The organism is Butyrivibrio sp. NC2007 (assembly GCF_000421405.1).
Lineage (GTDB): Bacteria > Bacillota > Clostridia > Lachnospirales > Lachnospiraceae > Butyrivibrio.
In genome coordinates, this window is record NZ_ATWY01000036.1 from 1 (window position 1) to 18308 (window position 18308).

Genomic DNA, 18308 nt, shown 5'->3' on the forward strand with positions numbered 1-18308 from the left:
TCCTACCATTCTGCCACAAATTCCAGCTTGAAGAGTGACGCTCTGGGCACTTATCCATGCTTTGTTACGGTATTTTAAGAGTTTTTCTTTTGGGACAGTAATCACTTAGACACCCATCTCGCCTTTGCTACTGTCTTTTGAGCATTTTTGTTCTAGGACAGTAGTCCTCTATGAATCACTTCATTTTTTATTACGGTCTTTTTGAAGTTTTTGCTCTAGGACAGTAGTCCTTAATGAATCTCTTCATTTTTTATTACGGTCTTTTTGAAGTTTTTGCTCTAGGACAGTAGTCCTTAATGAATCTCTTCATTTTCTATTACGGTCTTTTTGACATTTTTGCTCTAGGACAGTAGTCCTCTATGAATCACTTCATTTTCTATTACGGTCTTTTTGACATTTTTGCTCTAGGACAGTAACGCTCCATGCTTCCAACAACCTATTCATATTCCAGGCTGCGTTTGCAGGGCTGGTTGATGGAAGGCAGATAGCAGGTCTTTTGATGACCGGCTCAGTATACTTCTCGTAATACTTGAGTGCTGTCTTGCCGTTGACGTAGATTGCTCTGATATCTGCCATGTCAAGAATAACCGAAAGGTCATTTGTAACAACGTTACTGATGCTGGAGTCCGATGATCCAACGATGTCGCAGGACTTTATCACATCCCACAGCGCAATATGATTTCTTAGCAAAAGATCTTTCTTCTCCTCGATACTCTTCGGCTCTTCTTCGCTAAAAACCGCAGATATCACTTTCCAGAATCTGTTCTGCTTATGCCCATAAAAGAAGCCTTCCTCCCTGGATTTCACAGAAGGAAAACTTCCTAGGATCAGTATCTTGGAATCCTTGTCGTATACTGGTTCAATTGGGTGAACTACCATATTCATCATCCCCACGTCAATATTCATAGAATTCAAGCGCGAACAGGATCGCCAGAATTGAAATTCCGTCTTTGGTCCTGTTTTCCTTCAAAAGCTCTTTTACCTCTGAAACGGGCATCCACTGCTTGTAGGCGACTTCGTCCACATCCTTAATGCTGCTCTCAGAGTCGACCTTGGCAGCAAATACATGCGCTGTGCAGTCTGACATTCCGTTAGTTGGGTTCTGCGAACCCAGGAATTTCAGGTCTTTCACAGTACATCCGGTTTCTTCCATAGCTTCTCTTCTGGCCGCTTCCTCTTTTGTCTCGCCGTCCTCAATTCGACCTGCAGGGATCTCCCACTCAAGTCTATGAACAGTATATCTCTTTTCACGGATCATCAGTATCTCATTCTTCTCATTGAATATGACGATACTGACCGCCTCGTGCGGATAGTGGATCTGATGGTACTTATCGATCACCTGTCCGCTGGGGAGCTTGACCTTGTCTGTATATAAACATACATAATCACTTTCATATATTGTCGTACGCTCTAGCCTTTCAGGGAGCGCCACGTTCTCATCATCCGGTGCTGTCTGCTCAATCTCTGAAGCCGCATTCTTATTGCCTTCATCTGACTCTTCAGTTGTACACATTACCACGCCCGTTGATTTATGAATGAAGAAATATCCGTCGTCATTCATCTTCGACTGAACATGTTTGTAAAAAGACTCTTTGTCGCAATTTACCATTTTACTAGCTTCCTCGGAATAAGAAGCAACGTAATTAAGGATCAGCTCTTCGTCCGGAACATAAAGGTCATTTTTTTGTTCTTCAACAGACATGACATTAAAATAGGGATCAAGTTCATCCTTCGCAGTCTCAAGCCAGATGTCAAATCCACTTGAAGGATATTTCACGCTTGGATAATACTCATTTATAAAGTCATGGAGCTCGCGCATGTGCTGCTGCCCGATAAGTGTACATGAGAACCTTCCGCCCTTTGCAAGCAAGCTCTTAATTTTCTTATACAATTCAAGTCTGCTCTCACGCGCCACATGATAGAGCATATGGTTGGCCATGATAAGGTCAAAACCCGATGTTGGATAAGAGAAATCCGCAGCATCTCGCTTTTCAATCATGAACCGAAGGTTCTTTTCAGGATATTTCTCCAGGATCTCTTTTGCCACATTTCTTGCACTTGCCAGCATTCCATCCGAATAATCCACCAGATGAATCTCAAGGTCATTCGGCAAAAGATCTGCAACCCGGCTCCAAAATGTCGCAGCTCCGCAGCCGATGTCCAAAATCTTCATTCCGGCCTTTATCTGTTCCCTCTCGAAAAGCCAGTGAAACCACTCGGTGTCGGCGGTGCTGTAATCGTGAATGGATATTCTCTTTTTCAAGTTAGTGTCGCTCTTGTACTGCTCAATGACTTCTTCCCTGTCTCTCGTAAGCTCGATGACATGGCGGAGGTTGTCCCAAAACTCCTCATCCCCGGAATCATTTGTTTTCCTGATGGCATCGATCAGTCTTGTGATGTGCTCTTTCTTATCCAGAAGCAGTGCTTCCTGTTCCTTCAAGGATTTCTGCATGTCGGAGCTGTCATCTCGCATCATCTCAGATATCTGCTCCAGTGAAAAATCCATGTACTTGAGCATCAGGATCTTCTGCAAGCGGACAACGCTGTCCTCGTCATAAAGCCTGTATCCGGCTTCGGAGTACTCACACGGCCTTAGCAATTTCTTTTCATCATAGAATCTTACAGTACGCGCAGAAACACCAAGTTGTTTAGCCAATTCCCCAGCTGTATACCTCATCTTTCATACCTCTCCTTGTCCTGTTTTTTCTGATTCTATGCCTTTACGTTACGTCAAAGTCAACACTTTAATTTATAGCTGTGCTATTGCTGAATTGTTTCTGTAGTTTCTCGTAGAAACTTATGTAATATGCGATTCGCTCAGCCCAGATTTTTTCTGCTGTTTTAGTGCCCAGCTCCATTTGCATCGCTTTCCCCAGCTTCTCAATCCTGGTGTTTACGAAATTCACTTTTTCTTCGAAGCTCTTTTCCAGAAATTTCTCAAAGACAAGGCCTTCGTGAATACGGTATGCGTCAAACCTGTCGATGTTGTCAGCGTCCCCTACCGACAACGCAAAAGGAGTTCTCTCTCCATCAAAATCAGCCTCGTCGTCAACATGAATCGCAATTCCGTAGCACATATCATTCACCCTGTCTTCAGGCAGGCCAAGCTCCAGCAGGAACGGACGCGCTATCTTAGCAGCGTTTCTCCCATGATCCTTCCAGCCATCATCATCGAAATCCTCGCAGTAAGACACATCATGCAAAAGACATGCCATCACCATCTCAGTTACATCAAAGCCTTCTCTCTCCGCGATTTCTTTTCCTATATTCGCAACCCTGTATGAATGCTCAAGCCTGTAGGCCTTCTCATCCGGATGGTCCTTGAAATATGCGCCGTTATCGAATTTCTGCTTGAGGAAATTCTCGGTCTTAGTAATAAGTTCTGTGTTCATGTTTAATCCCCTTTTCACTTATTCGGATTAGGCCACTGCATTTATGCAAATATTGAATTTGCAGTGGAACTCCTTTTCATTTTTCTAGGCCTTCCTCCACTGCATTTTTACTAATGTTAAATTTGCAGTGGAACTCCTCTGCATTTTTCTAAGCCTTCCTCCACTGCATTTTTGCAAATATTGAAGTTGAAATGGAGCCCATCTTCAATTTCCTTAGAAATTCTCCACTGCATTTATATAAATATCCAATTTGCAGCGAACCCCATCTTCAATTTCCCTGAAAATTCTCCACTGCATTTTTTCAAATATTGGGTTTGCAGTGGACCACATCTTCAATTTCCCTGGAAATTCTTCACCGCATTTACGCAAATAACACATATACAGTGGAGCTTATCCCATAAAATCCAATAGATATCGGATATCACAATTGCAAAACCATATAGATATCATCGCTGTACGTGCCGTCATCATATTTGTTGGCATTGGGCATACGTCCGCATTCCTTGAAGCCCAGGCTCTCGTACAGATGATATGCCTTATCGTTGCCGCTTACGACTGTAAGCTCTGCCTGCTCATAGCCGCAGCCTTTTATCTTTTGGATCAGCCTCTCAAGCATCAGTCTGCCAAGGCCGAAACCAGTATACTTCTGGAAAAGAGCTATCCCGATATCCGCCCTGTGTCTGGCTCTTCTACTGCTTCCTCTGCTGGTAAAAGAGCAATTCCCTGCATATACGCCGTCTACAAAAGCACACATTACAAGTTCATTATCCGACTCGTTATGGCTCTTAATGAACTTGATCTCATCTTCTGTTGTGTACTTAACTTCATCAGGATTAACCAGAAGAAAATTTGTCTCTCCGCACACTGTCTTAAGATAATCTATGAGCATGTCAGCTTCATCTTCATGAGCGCTGCGCAGTACGATATCTCTTTTCCCCAAAGTATACTTTTCTTCTTCAAAAATCATTGTTGTTCCTCCCTATGTCTGCCATTAAATTCCATAAACCGCCACTCCCACTACTGCTGCGATGCATATGAGCCCTATTGGTGATATGCCGTTTTTCCTAATTTTTCTCATGCCGTAATATACAATCGCAAGACCTATAGTTATAAGGATCGCCGTAACATCGATACCATTCTCATTCATAAAACCGCAGTTGCCAACAATCATATACGCTCCGGTCGCCAGAATGACGCCGATAACGCAGGACTTAAGCCCCGTCAGTATTGCCTGTGCGTAAGGGTTCTTTAACAGATTCTTCGCAAGCCCCAGTATGATCAATATTATAAAGAACGCAGGAAGTACAACCGCCGTCGTTGCGATAACAGCACCCAAGAGTCCGCCTTTGTTGCTTCCAATGTACGTCGCAAGGTTCACCATGATGGGACCGGGCGTACTCTCGCTGACAGCTATCATGTAAGAGATCATCTCATCATCCATCCAGCCGTGGGCCAGCACTACATCTCTGATAAGAGGAATCGCTGCATATGCGCCGCCAAAGGAGAACAGTCCGACTTCCAGAAATCCAATCAAAAGATCAAGGTAGATCATACCTGTTCCTCCTTTCTCCTGAACTTACCAATCTGAAAGAAGGTCAGGCTTACAAGCGCTGCAGCCAGCATGATCAATATGGATGACACATGTATCTTAAGCACATTAACAAGCATGAGCACAGCAAAGGTAACGATAAGAATCCCCACTTGCAAGGGCTTCTTCTGCATCTTTTTTATCATCTTAAGAGCAGCATCAAGTATCAGTATGCCTACAGCTATCTTGATTCCCTGAAAAGCATGCGCGATCCATGTAATCTCCAAAAAGTCCTCGAGGAACATAGATATTGCAAAGATTATGAAAAAAGAAGGTAACACCACGCCGAGCGTTGCCAGGACAGCCCCGGGTACCTTGCCTTTTTTATACCCGACAAATGTGGCGCAGTTGATCGCTATCGGCCCGGGCGTCGACTCCGCAATAACCGTGACATTCATCATCTCATCATGAGTGATCCAGTTTTTCTTTTCAACACAGATGTTCTCAATGATCGAGAGCATCGCATACCCTCCGCCAAAAGTAAAAAGTCCAATCCTTACGAAGGTCAAAAATAATTCAATAAGTATAGGCATGGCTACGATCTTTCTGTCATTTTTCCAATTAGTTTTTACATACTCTTCTATAGTACAGGATGACAACAAAAAAGAGAACCGTATTGCTACGATTCTCTTGTCTTTGCTCCCATGTTTTTCAATTCTTTTTTGCGGTCATACATCATATGATCCGCTCGTTCAAACAGATCATGTACCTGTTCATCATTCGGCTGAAGCGTTGTATAACCGATAGAAACAACAGGCTCATTTGTCTTGATGTTCTCTTCCACCTGCCTGTTAAAGTCAGCAATCGTTTCATCCTTGGTATCATAGCCTTTTCCTGACAAAAGAACTACGAACTCATCACCACCGGTTCGATAAACCGAACCATGACTGAAAACATTGCAGATAAGAGAACATGCGTCTTTGATAAGCTTGTCACCGGCAGCATGTCCCTGCGTATCATTGACATATTTAAGACCGTTTATATCACATACTATAAGTGCCAGCTTATCAACAGCACCTTCGCGAATCCAGCTGTTTAGCTGGGCTTCCGTTTCCATGTAGGCATGTTTATTTCTGACTCCCGTAAGCGAATCAGTATTTGCCATGCTCTTGAACACTTTGCTGTTTTCTTTTTCTTCTTTCAGTTTATCGTTGGCGATACGCCTCATCATGTAGAATAATAAAGTCGAGAATAAAGAAGCCACTACAAGGATGAATATTATTTGCCTACGATTAGCAGTAAGACTCTTTTTGCTGATCTCCTGAAACTGATCCTGAATAACACTCTCGCGAATCATTACAACCAGTTCCCATCCAGTGTCAGGCACAGGTTCATAGAATATAGTATCTACTACATCATTTATGGTAAAAGTCAGAGTTCCTTTTTTACCATTCGCAAAATCATCGCGAAATGAATTCCACTCTTCCTCGGATACATTCCCGTTTGTGGCATCAAAAATGTTTTTTGTTCCAATAAATTGGCCAAGCTCTGTTTCTGATATATTTCCACCATTTTCCGAATACAGCGCAAAATGTGTACTTTCCTGATCATCAAAAGCAAGCAGACCAACTATGTCATTGATATCTATCTGGACAAAACATGCTTTAAACTGTTTGCCCATTATCTTGATATCTATCGGGATTGCCAGACACAGATCCTTGGATGAACCATAACGAAAAACAGTGCTTATCATTCTGCCATCCAGGGTCTTATTCGCAAGGAAAGGATGCCTGCTACGGCCGGTATACGTGGTGTACTGCGTATAAACTATATCTTCCTCATCTACCAGTGCAAAACGGCTAAGAGACAAAAGATTCTTCATTCTACCAATAGCCGCACGAAGTTCCTCCTGCGATTCTATCTGCTCATCATCTATTACGCTTACAGCCTTTTCCATGTAGTCAAAATTATTGTTGATCAGGTTTGTTATTGTCTTGGCACGTCTGTCTGCCATCGATTCGAGATAAAAAGCACTGACAGCAGAAACTGCCTGATTTGTAGACGCAATAGACTGCTCATAAGCCCAGTAAGTATTGGCGATCAGCATTATCAAGATAAGAACCCCACCTATCGCCGCAGTTATAATCACTGCCTTTTCAGTAATCTTCCTGCTCTTCATTGCGTAACATCTCCATACAAGACTTCAAGCATTAGTTCTGCATCTTCCTGATAAATTATAGTTGTACTTTCATCAGTCTTGTCAGGGAAAAGATCTCCCGGCAGATTTCCATCTGCAATCTTCACCGCTACTTGCAGCGTATCAAATCCAATTGAATAACAATCCTGTACACCAAGGCAATAGATAACACCATCTTTGAGATAATGGAGCGCCTCCTGATCATGATCCATTCCCACAATCACTGCGCTGCTTCCGAGCTCAGTAACTGCTCTTGCTGTTCCGACAGGATTACTCATATTGCAGCATACAAAACCTGCAATATCAGGGTTGTCCCCAAGCATCTGCTTAGCCAGATTGTATGCCATATCAATGGAGTCCTGGTCATACTCAACTGCAACTATCTCCATATTTTTATATTTGGCAATAGTGTCTTTTGCTCCCTTTGCTCTGTCTTCGTGACAGGGAGCTCCGTTACTTCCTACCAGTATGCCCACTTTGCCCTTGTAGCCTAGCTTTTTGCAAAGTGCTTCTGTTAAATCTGCTCCGTCCTGATAGTTATGAGTGTTTCCAACGTAGGCAATCCTCTTGCAATCAGTAGCTGCATCAGAGCTGGAAAACGTCATGACCTTGTTTCCAGCAGCGACCATTTCGTCCAGTACAGGAGATATCTTCTCCTCATCTGCCACATCCACTCCGATTACATCATAATCACCCTTCTGCGCCTCTAATAATCTCTTTGTCTGATCCTCATAAGAAGCTGCATCCGGAGCCATATACTCATAAGTAATGACTATTCCCTTATCGAGGTATTTTTTCTGAGCATCCTCCATTCCAAGTGCAACAGCATCCCACCATGGATGAACTATCTTGTAAGTAAAGTAGAAATTATATCTATTCTTAGCCGGCACATAATCATCGAGGCTATGCACAAAATCTACAACGCCCTCGGTATCGTCCGCTTTTATCTCAGTATCATTGGAATATCCACTACTGGTACCTGCAATCACAATAGAAAATGCCACAATCAGGAACTTGCGAAATATATTATTTATCTTCTCGGACATAACATTCCTCCTAAAAGACATATTTTTCTCAAAAAAACAATCACCTACTATAAATAATACTATATTTCGCAAATTTTTATTCTTAAATATATATTAAAGATTTAGCTTTTCAATTACTCTTTACCCATGCTTCTCGGTGAAATACCATAAAACTTCTTGAATACATTTGAAAAATAACTCACATCATTATAGCCCACCCTCTCAGCTACCTCTGTAAGTTTATAGTCGGTACTCGTTATCAGCCTCTTCGCTTCCTGCATACGCAGCTGTGTAATATATTCTGTAAGAGTCATGTCCATCTCGCTCTTGAACATCTTTCTGAGATATGTCTGATTAACACAGAGTTTTTCCGAGATATCCGAGATTGAAAGCTCATTGTTACCATAGTTTTCTTCAATATACTGTTTTGCAGCCTGTGCCGTTGAATGTGTCTTTGACTCTCTTTTCCCCTTTTCAAACTCGATGCGCTTTTTATAAAGATATATCACATTGTCGCGCATTTCTTCGGAAGACTTGGCATCAGCCATAAATTTCTCGGGAGAAAAACCTTCGCCGTAAATTCTCTCAATAGAAAAACCTGAGCTTATTATATTTGTCATCAAAATACTGATGGCGCTTGTGAGAAGATTCATGTCAGAAATAGAAACTTTGCCATCCACAGACTCTTCATGAAGCCTCGTCCATAGCGTATTTATCACAAGCTCAGCATCGTCAGCCTGAAGCGTCTCAATGTCCTTGTTGAGCCTGATGATTGCATCGAGGGAAGCATATCCCTTTTCATCATTACTCTTACGAAGATCCCATAACTGGCCATAGCCCTTTTGTGACAAAAAGCTAAGACACCTTTCATAGGCTTTTTTAATATCTCCTAAACCGGCCGCCTTCTCGATAGCCACAGAACTGCTGATCTCAAGCTGACTTTTTACTATCTGTATGATATCTGTAAACTCATAACCCTTATAGTTATCAAGCGCTGTATCCGAATCGAAATCCATTAAAACAACAATATTGTTCTCGAAATCATGGAATATCCTGAAAGACCCTTCAAGCTCAAGCATATCGCCAAGAAGCTTTGCGATAAGGTTTTCCCAGTTCATGAGTTTTTCTCTTGCATTTGTCCTGCCTTTGGAATATCCGGCAGTATCAAATCTGAATAAAGCCAAAAGGTATGCACTTCCGATTTCTTTTTTAGGAAAAAGATGCTTCTCAATCCCGACCAGTACATCCTTGTCATTATTACCGGCGTAGATTACAGTCTTTAGTTCTTCATCAAGTTCTTTTTCTGCTTCTTCATCCTGAATTATCTGGGTTTCAACCGCCTTCCCGATATTGTCATGCAGTTTAAGAAGGCTAAGTATCAGTTCTTCTTTTTCAAATGGTTTGACAATGTAATCGCAAACTCCGATCTTAACAGCTTTTCTGGCATACTCAAATTCATTGTTTCCTGTTATGAGTATTACAGATATGTCCGGGTAGTCTGAAGTTATGCGTTCAGCAAGTTCAAGACCATTTATATAAGGCATGGTTATATCTGTCAGAACCACATCAGGATAGAACTCTTCAATTTTCTCAAGTGCCTCTTTTCCATCACGTGCTTCACAGCAAATCTCAAAGCCGTATGAATTCCAATCTATACAGCCTCTTAGATATTCCAGGAAAATAGGCATATCATCGACAATCATAATTTTGATCATGCAACAACGCTCCCTGTGGTACACGAATTATTATTGTGGTACCAATGTTTTCTTTACTCTCTATTGATACGCCAAATTCTCTTCCGAAGTAGAGCTTTATTCTTCGCGCTACTGAATAAAGTCCAAAATGAGAACCGCCTTTTGTTGAGTCATGAGAGGTTATCTCCGCTTCCTGACGAAGCTTTTTCTTTTCATCATCAAAAAGCTTATCATCTTCAAGAAGTCGTTCCAGTTTATCTCGCTCATCTTCGCTCATTCCAATGCCGTCATCGGAAACCTTTATCAGAGCCGCCTCTCCGTCTGCTCTTCCTGTCACGGTAATTTTGCCCCAGCCTTCTTTGTTTTTCAGACCATGATATATTGCATTCTCAACAAGCGGCTGAAGTGTCATCTTGGGAATACTTGCATTTTTTATTGCATCCTCAACATCAATCTCATAGCTGAATTTATCATTGTAGCGCATTGTCTGAAGGTCCAGATAATCCTGTATTATCTGAATTTCCCTCTCGATAGTCACTATCTCTTCACTTCCGGAAAGAGAATTCCTGTAATAGTTGGCAAGCTTTTTGGTGACGCGTGAAGCCTCTTTTGCCCTGTTCATCTCTATAAGCATAATTATTATGTCCAGGGTATTATAGAGAAAATGAGGTTTAACCTGCTCCTGTATCAGCGCAAGCTCATATTCACGCTTCTTTTTGGCCTCCTCATCAACCTGTTGCAAGAGTTCTAAATTGCGCTGTGTCATATAGTTAAAAATCCTGCCGAGCCTTCCTATCTCATCCTTGTACTTAAATCTGAATCTGAAGCTCATGTCTCCCTCAGCAATCTGCTCAGCACCGTCATGAAGGATCTTTAGCGGATGGGTAACATAATTAGTCGAGAAAAGAACTGATATAAGAAGCAGGATTGCAGTCACAGTACCTGTCGTCAAAAGAATGAACTGCAAATCCTTACCGGTAACATTAAACCTGTTGAGATTAGTGATACCTATTATTGTCCATGTAAATCCCTTCACCTCATCCTTGGCTATCAGATAGGACTCGTTTTTGTACTTGATAAGGTTCTGCTCTGCGCTAAAAAGACTTTCAATGAGCTGTGTATCTTCATAAATTTTGTCTTTCTTTTCTGTTTCCGAAACAAAATTCCCATCAGTATCATAAAGAAAATAATAGCTTATCTCACTTTGCGAAGACTCAATGAGGTAATTCTTATCCATGTTTATAAAAATGTAACCAATAGGTACACCTGTCACAATATTTATCACATGTTTCCCCATTGTAATAATCTCTTTACCCTCACGGTTCATGGGATTTTTTGCCTGTTCCATCATTATGGTCTTGCCACCCTCGCCGGAGAGCTTTTTCACATAATCCGAATCAAGTATATCCATCTTTAAATCTGTAAGCGCAGGATCAGTCGCATACATTCTGCCATATTTGTCCAAAAAGACTATAGAAGAAATCCCGTTATAAATAAGCAGTGACTGAGAAAGCTGGCTTATGATCTTATTGTCTCTTGTGACCTGCTTCATAGATTTGTCATTGTAATATCCGCTGAATTCAATAGTGAGATTGTTGGAACAGAGTTCACCATTAGCAAGAACTGAAGATATTCTGTCAGACATTATGCGGATATTTTCATTGATCTGATTATCCGCTCTCTGCATTATCGCTCTGTTATAGAAAAAAAGCATCAAAACAGTAAGCACTATCATAGGTATCAGTGCCACCAGAATTGTCATTGATGCAATTTTATACTTGATGGACATGTTCCTTGCCTTTTCTCTTCCGGAAATCTTACGGCCGGCGTCGAAGGCTTCCATGTCCCTGATTGTCATATCTTTTGGATTCTTGTTTTCCATAAAACTAATTTTAACATACAAAGGGCCTTCTATCAGCTTTTTAGCCAATAGAAGGTCTTGTAAGTGTCTGTTTTGATCACCCTTTTACTGCGCCACCGATTGTCATAGCGTTCTCAACCTGCTCGGAAAAGATTGAGTATACTAAGATTGCCGGGAATGATGCTATAACCATTGTTGCGCCCATTCCGCCCCAATCCGTAGTGAACTCTCCCTGGAAGAACAAGACTCCAAGAGGAAGTGTCTTAAGCGCCGGAATACTTCCTACTACTACATTTGCAAGAATGAACTCATTCCATGCATTGAGGAAAATGTAGATTACAAGTGTAACAGTTGCAGGACGAACAAGCGGCTCGATGATCCTAAAGAAAGTCTGGTAGATTGTTGCTCCGTCCATACATGCAGCTTCTTCAAGCTCAATCGGAATTCCTTTAAAGAATCCGTAATAAACCATACATGCAAATGCCAGATTGATCGCTACATAAGGGAAGACCAGTGACCATCTTGTTCCCATCAGGTTAAACTTCTGTACAACCTTAACAACAGGGATCATAATGGCCTGAACCGGAATAAACATTCCAAGTCCCAGGAAAAGTCTTGTAAATGTCTTCATTTTCCACACCATACGGCTTGTGGCATATGAGAAAAGAAGCGCACATACAATAGTTATTGCAACTGTTCCAATTGAAACAAGTAAGCTGTTCAGAAAATAAAGCGGCACATCATACTTGGTCCATGCTGTTATATAGTTCTCATAATGAAGAGGCCATGGAAATCCAAATGGATTAGTAACAAATATTTCCTGATTTGTCTTGAATGAATAAAAAAGCATCCATATCAGTGGGTAAAGTGAAAACGCTGCATAAATCCAGCAGAATACCACGAATATATAATGCAAAGCTGATTTTTTGCCTTCTTTACGCATTTCGTCTCCTCCTTGATTTCTCTTCTTCTTTCTTCTGGTTCTTTTCTCTGAAAATGAAGTTGATCACCAGCATTACAAGCATACACTCAATTACCATTACGGAAGCAGCTGCAAGACCGTATCCATAATCTGATTTCTTAAACGCTGCATTGTACATCATATATGTGAGCGTGAAAGTTGACTTGTTTGGACCGCCGCCTGTCAGGATATTCATCTCAGTAAAGGCCTTGATACCTCCTGTAAGTGAAATGATAAGGCAGAACTTGTAGGTTTCTGCAAGAAGCGGAATTGTGATCTTAAGGTGTGCAAGAACATTTGAACATCCATCAATTTTTGCAGCCTCATAGTAGTCAGCAGGGATTGACTTGATACCTGCAACAATAAGCGCAAACTGATAGCCCATCCATTGCCATGCATTAACAAAGGCAATTACATATATGGCTTTATATCTGTCTCCAAGCCAGTTCTGTGAAAAACCGGAGCCTGCAGCTTCAAAGAGCTTATTAAGAAGTCCCTCTCCGCTGAGAATTGCACTCCAGAGCTGGCAGACTACTGTAACAGACAATATAACCGGGATGAAATATGCAACTCTCAGAAACTTTCTGCCCTTCATCTTTTTATCAGAAATTGTAATAGCAAATACTGTAGCAAAAAATATCTGATAAACGGTAATCACAATAGCAAAGATCAGCTGGTTCCTATTTGACGTGTAAAATACTCTATCTGTGAACAGATCTAAGTAGTTTTTTAGACCTGTAAAATTCGGCATCGTAAGACCATTCCAGTCTGTAAAACTGTATGCAAATACCTGAATGATCGGAATAAAATCGAATGTAATAAATATTGCAAGAGCCGGCAAAACAAAAAGAAGGATAGCCAGCTTATTTCCCATGTATTTTTTCATTGGGTATCTCCCATTTTTTCTCATAAACATGGGGCGGACTTTTTCCCGCCCCACGTAATTACAGTCATTATGTAATCTATATTCTTAACATATATAGACTATGTTTTTTATCACTCCATAATGTCGTTCATATCCTCAATGAATTCATCAGCTGTGAACTGTCCAGAAACAAGTCCCTGTGACTCTGACTGAATGCCATCGTTGAATGTAGAATTTGTAAGTCCCCATGTGAACTTTGTTGTTGATGTTACTGAAGGAAGTGTATCAGAAAGCTTCTTCATCATTGCAGGATACTCTGAATCAGGCTCTTTGCCTGTGTTAAGTGCTACAAGAGGATTGTGTCTGTACATAACCTTAGCTTCGCAGTACTTCTCTGTGATGAACTCAGCAACTTCTGCAGCAAGTTCAGCATTAGCTGAATCAGGATTTACAGCAAAGCCTGAAGCAGAACCACCGCCTGAGAATGCAGCCTTACCGGCTTCGTATGAAGCAGCATCCTCTGCAGGATAGAACATCCAGTCAACATTTTCACCAAGTGCCTTAGTTGCATCCTCGATGTACCACTGTCCGTTGATGAACATAGCAGCCTCACCTGAAAGGAATTTCTCAGAAGCCTGGTCATAGTTTGTTGTTGTAGCATCTTCCTGGAAAAGACCTGCTGCAACGAGCTCCTCAAGTTTCTTTGCTGCTTTTACATAACCTTCGTCAGTAACCTTTGCAGTTCCTTCATCAAGAGCCTTTATTCCGCCTGCAGCATATCTTGTAGCAACTACGTCATAAGCTGCTGCTGTGTTCCAGCCTTCCTGTCCGAAAAGTGCAAGAGGTGTGATTCCCTTTGACTTGAATACTTCGATGCAGTTCAAAAGATCATCGTATGTCTCAGGAACTGATAATCCATTCTCCTCGAAAAGAGCTTTGTTGTAGTACCAAAGAACATATTCCTGACCTGAGAATGGGAATGCATAAATGTTGCCATCCTCTGCATAAGCAAGATCCTTATTTGCATCATAAAGCTTATCAAGGAATCCTGTTGACTTTGCAACATCGTTGAGTACCATGATCTGGTTTGACTCACGGAATGTGTTGATAAGATCTGTACTTGCCTGGTAAATATCAGGCAGCTGACCTGTAGCAGCAAGAGTCTTGAGTGTCTGTCCGTCATCCTGTGCCTGTACGATAAGGTTGAGCTCAACGTTTGGATAAGCCTCTTTAAGCTGCTCTACTGCGTAATCATAAGGAACCTTTGTGTCATCATCTGCATACTGTGTATAGATTGAAAGTGTAACCTTATCCCCTGAAGCATCAGCTGTTGTATCTGCAGCCTTCTCTTCTGTCTCTGTTTCTGCAGCTGCAGGTGCCTCTGTGGCTGCAGGCGCATCAGTTGTTGTCTGTGTCTCTGTGCTGCCGCATCCGATAAGAGATGTTACTGCAACAGTAGCACACATAAGAGTACTGAGTATTCTCTTTTTCATAATATATATCCTTCCCTTCTCTTAATCAGGTTTCAAAATCACTGGCGAAACCTGTTTGCTATTTACAGTACTCATTATAGAAATCTTATACAGTCAAAAAAATGAGGAATTCAAAATTGTTTTTGTAAATTTCGAATTCCTCACCATTATAATTCCGGCGACCGGGATAGAACTTTCCTGCGCCTTTCAAATATAGATAGAAAGGAGGCTGGCGGTTTCACTTTAATTTCTGAACCCACTTTTGAACCCAGTTATGGATATACATCATAAGTGCATATCAATCCTCATAATTGCCCTTGCAGGTGTAATTATAATTATTTGAAAATCATTCATCCAGCATTATATTCCCCTTTTTTGCTTTTGCCTTGAGCCTTGCCATCTGTTCCTGCTCAATCTGCTGAATACTTTTCTCTGGAGTTGGTAAGTCTTCTGGCATCGTACCACCTATTTTCTCAATAGCAGACCTTACTTCTCTTCCAACGTTATAATGGACACTTGTAGCAGCTCCTGCTTCAACGATTTTCCTGACCTCAGGAAAATCGTCAGAAACACTATGTCATTCATAAGAACATATGTTTTGCTGTTTTGTCATAAAAAATCGCAACCATAGATTTCTCTATGATTGCGACTCATTCATTCTTACAGCCCACGCTTCATTAAACTATTATTATTTCTTTTTTTGTATCTATAGCGTATACATACCTTTCTTCATCAGTTTTTATAAATCCAATTGATTGAAACATCTTCTGGCTCTGAGTATTAAATGCATAGATATTGGCTTTCACCTTATCCATCCCCTTCTCCTTAGCAAGCTCTATCATGTCAAGTATGCATTTTCTGCCAATATGCCTATTCTGGTACTCCTTACACACCACTATTGCCATTTCTGCATTATCCCTAAGAGATACATCTCCCACAAGTTTTCCCTGATATTGTATGTAATAGCAGTTACCATGCGCACTAAGATAATCATACATAGCATGTAGTGTTTCAATATCATAAGCATGATCAATATTGTCAACTTGCTTACAAACATCTAAATCTTGGTACCAAGGAAACGATTCCGCATCATTTCTATAGTACGGAGTCAGAAGTAAGTCATCATCGATTATCCTGTTACACCTAAGCCTAAATACATCGCATCCATCAACATTTCCCTCATAAATAAAACCAAACTTCTCAGCGATATGCTTTGTTATCTGTTGTTCAGGATTGCATTCAATAACTGCGTTCTTTCCGTCCAGCTTGGCTCTCTTTATCAGTTCTTCCGTTAATTTGCTTGCATAGCCTTTTCCCCATGCTGATTTATCCAGGATCCAACCTAGCTCCACAGTATTCTGTTCATAATCATGATAAATTACATAGCCAATATAATTTCCTGTTTCATCCTCTGCCGTATAAACAAGCGGTGGTTCAGATAGACCGGCACTATGAATGAATTCTTTTGTTTTCTCAAGCGTATATGGTTCCTCTATATATTTCATTACAACCGGATCAGATAATGTCCCATATAGGCTCATTAGATCTGATTCGCTCATTCTTCTTATGTTCATACTTCTCCACAAACTGATTAAATAATATATTTGAGATGCCAAATTGGCATCTCATATTCTGTGCTTTCCAATCTTTTATTATGATTTTTCCAAGCGATAATACCTAAAGTATCCCTCTTCTTTCAAAAACTGAAATCCAATTTTTACAAGGATATGCTGACTCCTTGTGTTCTTCACAACAGTGTCCGCATTAACTGCCACCATTCCCAGTTCATCAAATGCATACTTTATAGCAAGTTTCTCTGCCTCTGTTCCATACCCTTTACCTTTAAAATTATCATTTTGCATATGAATACTTAAGGTGCATTCTCTCTTATCCATATCAATCTGCTTTAACTGTAATTCTCCAATAGGTCTGTCCTCAAGTATGATTGCAAAAATTCTGCGTGACGTTCCCTGCTTTGAATCGAAATAGTGATCAACTGATTCCTCGTTGTAAACATATTCCTTAAATATGGACATATCCATGTATATAGAGTCATCATTCTCCCAAGACTTATAAAGCTCATGACAGAGCTCCCTTGTCATTGGACGAAGTCCAACTATATTATTACTCTGCATAAATCCTCCCCTTTTAGCATATGCAAATACTCTTAATCAATCATACAAGCTCTTAATTATATCAACATCCAATTAGGAGCATCAAGCCATGTTTATATAAAAAAAGAAAAGCATCACTGCTTCTCTCTTACTGCCGGCGACCGGGATCGAACTTTCCTGCGCCTTTCAAATACCAATGGAAAGGAGGCTGGCGATTTCACTTTATTTTCTGAACCCATTTCTGAACCCAGTTATTGATATACATCAAATGTTTCACCATTATGTGTATCCGCATAAATACTGTATTCTTTTCCAATCATGATAGCCTTAGCATCAAGGCCATGTCCTATATCTCTTGTACATGCTACGGGAAGCACCTCTGAGATATGCATTTTCAAAAGATCATATACAGTATGCGATAGTCCTGCTTTTTCATAACCCGTGAAAGTCCCAAGCAATACACCTGATATTTGGTCAAACACACCTATATCATCCAATTGGTTAAAAAGAGTCCCTATCTGCCCGGATTCTCCACCAAGTGCCTCAAGAAGCAATATCTTCCCATTCATATCAGGCCAGTACCTGGTCCCTGCAAGCTTGGTAAAACAGCGGATATTGCCACCTACAACCACACCTTGCATGTCGTTTCCTTGCAAAAAGCTGTATTTTATATCAAACAGGTCATTATTCTTTCCTGAAATGTAATCTGAAAACCTCTGCTTTTGAACATCTCTGCATGACCAGATTATATTTTTTATCTGATAAAGAACTCCCGGTTTGCCCGTCATTGTGTATATGGCATTGATAACAGTAGTAAGATCACTATATCCCCAGAAAGTCTTACCAACCTTTGATATGGTGTCATAGTCTAAATATTTTAACACTCCATTAGCCAGGTCTCCGCCGGAAATGTCGTAGATTGCATCTATCGCATCATCAGTGTAAAACTTCATGAGATCTTCGGCTCTTTCCTTATCAGTCCCGCTATATTCATCTATAGTTCTCTTGAACTACCACCACCGTCTATGACGGAAGTGGATTCCTGCTTCAGCCACCCAGGTTATTATCTCGCACAGGAAATATCCTGGTGAGTTTTCCCCCACGGTGTCCACAGGCGTTTGGTTCCCGTAGTCCCTACGGTACCTTTATTTCGTTTATGCTACTGAAGGCAGCAAGGTTTTCCCTTTACTCAGGATATT

General features: G+C 40.9%; 16 protein-coding genes. All 16 read right to left on the reverse strand.

The genetic code is table 11. From position 1 onward, the window contains the following. Window positions 1-369 precede the first annotated feature (369 nt). Complete coding sequence (locus G632_RS0117695) at window positions 370-888, reverse strand: DNA-deoxyinosine glycosylase (protein ID WP_334291369.1); 519 nt, start codon at window positions 886-888, stop codon at window positions 370-372. A gap of 7 nt (window positions 889-895) precedes the next feature. Continuing rightward, window positions 896-2677 (reverse strand): NUDIX domain-containing protein, encoded by a 1782-nt coding sequence (locus G632_RS22460; RefSeq protein WP_022770859.1) that lies wholly within the window; start codon window positions 2675-2677, stop codon window positions 896-898. Window positions 2678-2744: 67 nt separating this feature from the next. Next, window positions 2745-3392 (reverse strand): HD domain-containing protein, encoded by a 648-nt coding sequence (locus G632_RS0117705; protein WP_022770860.1) that lies wholly within the window; start codon window positions 3390-3392, stop codon window positions 2745-2747. A 421-nt stretch (window positions 3393-3813) separates the two neighbouring features. Further along, window positions 3814-4359, reverse strand: coding sequence for a GNAT family N-acetyltransferase (locus tag G632_RS0117710; RefSeq protein WP_022770861.1), 546 nt, complete (start codon window positions 4357-4359; stop codon window positions 3814-3816). 24 nt (window positions 4360-4383) lie between these two features. Then, window positions 4384-4944, reverse strand: coding sequence for a chromate transporter (locus G632_RS0117715; protein WP_022770862.1), 561 nt, complete (start codon window positions 4942-4944; stop codon window positions 4384-4386). Further along, window positions 4941-5513 (reverse strand): chromate transporter, encoded by a 573-nt coding sequence (locus tag G632_RS0117720; protein WP_022770863.1) that lies wholly within the window; start codon window positions 5511-5513, stop codon window positions 4941-4943. The genes G632_RS0117715 and G632_RS0117720 overlap by 4 nt, the downstream gene beginning before the upstream one ends. A gap of 86 nt (window positions 5514-5599) precedes the next feature. After that, window positions 5600-7099: a sensor domain-containing diguanylate cyclase gene (locus G632_RS21580; protein ID WP_022770864.1), complete on the reverse strand. Its 1500-nt coding sequence runs from the start codon at window positions 7097-7099 to the stop codon at window positions 5600-5602. Then, window positions 7096-8163: a substrate-binding domain-containing protein gene (locus G632_RS0117730; protein WP_022770865.1), complete on the reverse strand. Its 1068-nt coding sequence runs from the start codon at window positions 8161-8163 to the stop codon at window positions 7096-7098. Before G632_RS0117730 ends, G632_RS21580 begins: the two co-directional genes overlap by 4 nt. A 113-nt stretch (window positions 8164-8276) precedes the next feature. Continuing rightward, complete coding sequence (locus tag G632_RS0117735) at window positions 8277-9857, reverse strand: response regulator (protein WP_022770866.1); 1581 nt, start codon at window positions 9855-9857, stop codon at window positions 8277-8279. Beyond that, window positions 9832-11739, reverse strand: a complete 1908-nt coding sequence (locus G632_RS0117740) for a cache domain-containing sensor histidine kinase (RefSeq protein ID WP_155828922.1) — start codon at window positions 11737-11739, stop codon at window positions 9832-9834. The genes G632_RS0117735 and G632_RS0117740 overlap by 26 nt, the downstream gene beginning before the upstream one ends. Before the next feature lie 55 nt (window positions 11740-11794). Beyond that, window positions 11795-12640 (reverse strand): carbohydrate ABC transporter permease, encoded by an 846-nt coding sequence (locus G632_RS0117745; RefSeq protein ID WP_022770868.1) that lies wholly within the window; start codon window positions 12638-12640, stop codon window positions 11795-11797. Further along, on the reverse strand, window positions 12633-13544 hold the full coding sequence (locus G632_RS0117750; RefSeq protein ID WP_022770869.1) for a carbohydrate ABC transporter permease: 912 nt from the start codon (window positions 13542-13544) through the stop codon (window positions 12633-12635). The genes G632_RS0117745 and G632_RS0117750 overlap by 8 nt, the downstream gene beginning before the upstream one ends. A 110-nt stretch (window positions 13545-13654) precedes the next feature. Then, window positions 13655-15016: an ABC transporter substrate-binding protein gene (locus G632_RS0117755; RefSeq protein ID WP_022770870.1), complete on the reverse strand. Its 1362-nt coding sequence runs from the start codon at window positions 15014-15016 to the stop codon at window positions 13655-13657. A gap of 656 nt (window positions 15017-15672) precedes the next feature. Beyond that, a complete protein-coding gene (locus G632_RS22060) occupies window positions 15673-16569 on the reverse strand; it encodes a GNAT family N-acetyltransferase (protein WP_022770872.1) in 897 nt (298 codons plus the stop codon). A gap of 78 nt (window positions 16570-16647) precedes the next feature. Continuing rightward, the gene (locus G632_RS0117770; protein WP_022770873.1) at window positions 16648-17130 is read right to left on the reverse strand and encodes a GNAT family N-acetyltransferase; all 483 of its coding nucleotides are present in this window, start codon (window positions 17128-17130) and stop codon (window positions 16648-16650) included. 230 nt (window positions 17131-17360) lie between these two features. After that, entirely contained in the window at window positions 17361-18107 is a 747-nt protein-coding gene (locus tag G632_RS20705) for an LD-carboxypeptidase (protein WP_255346141.1), read from the reverse strand. Between the last annotated feature and the right edge of the window lie 201 nt (window positions 18108-18308).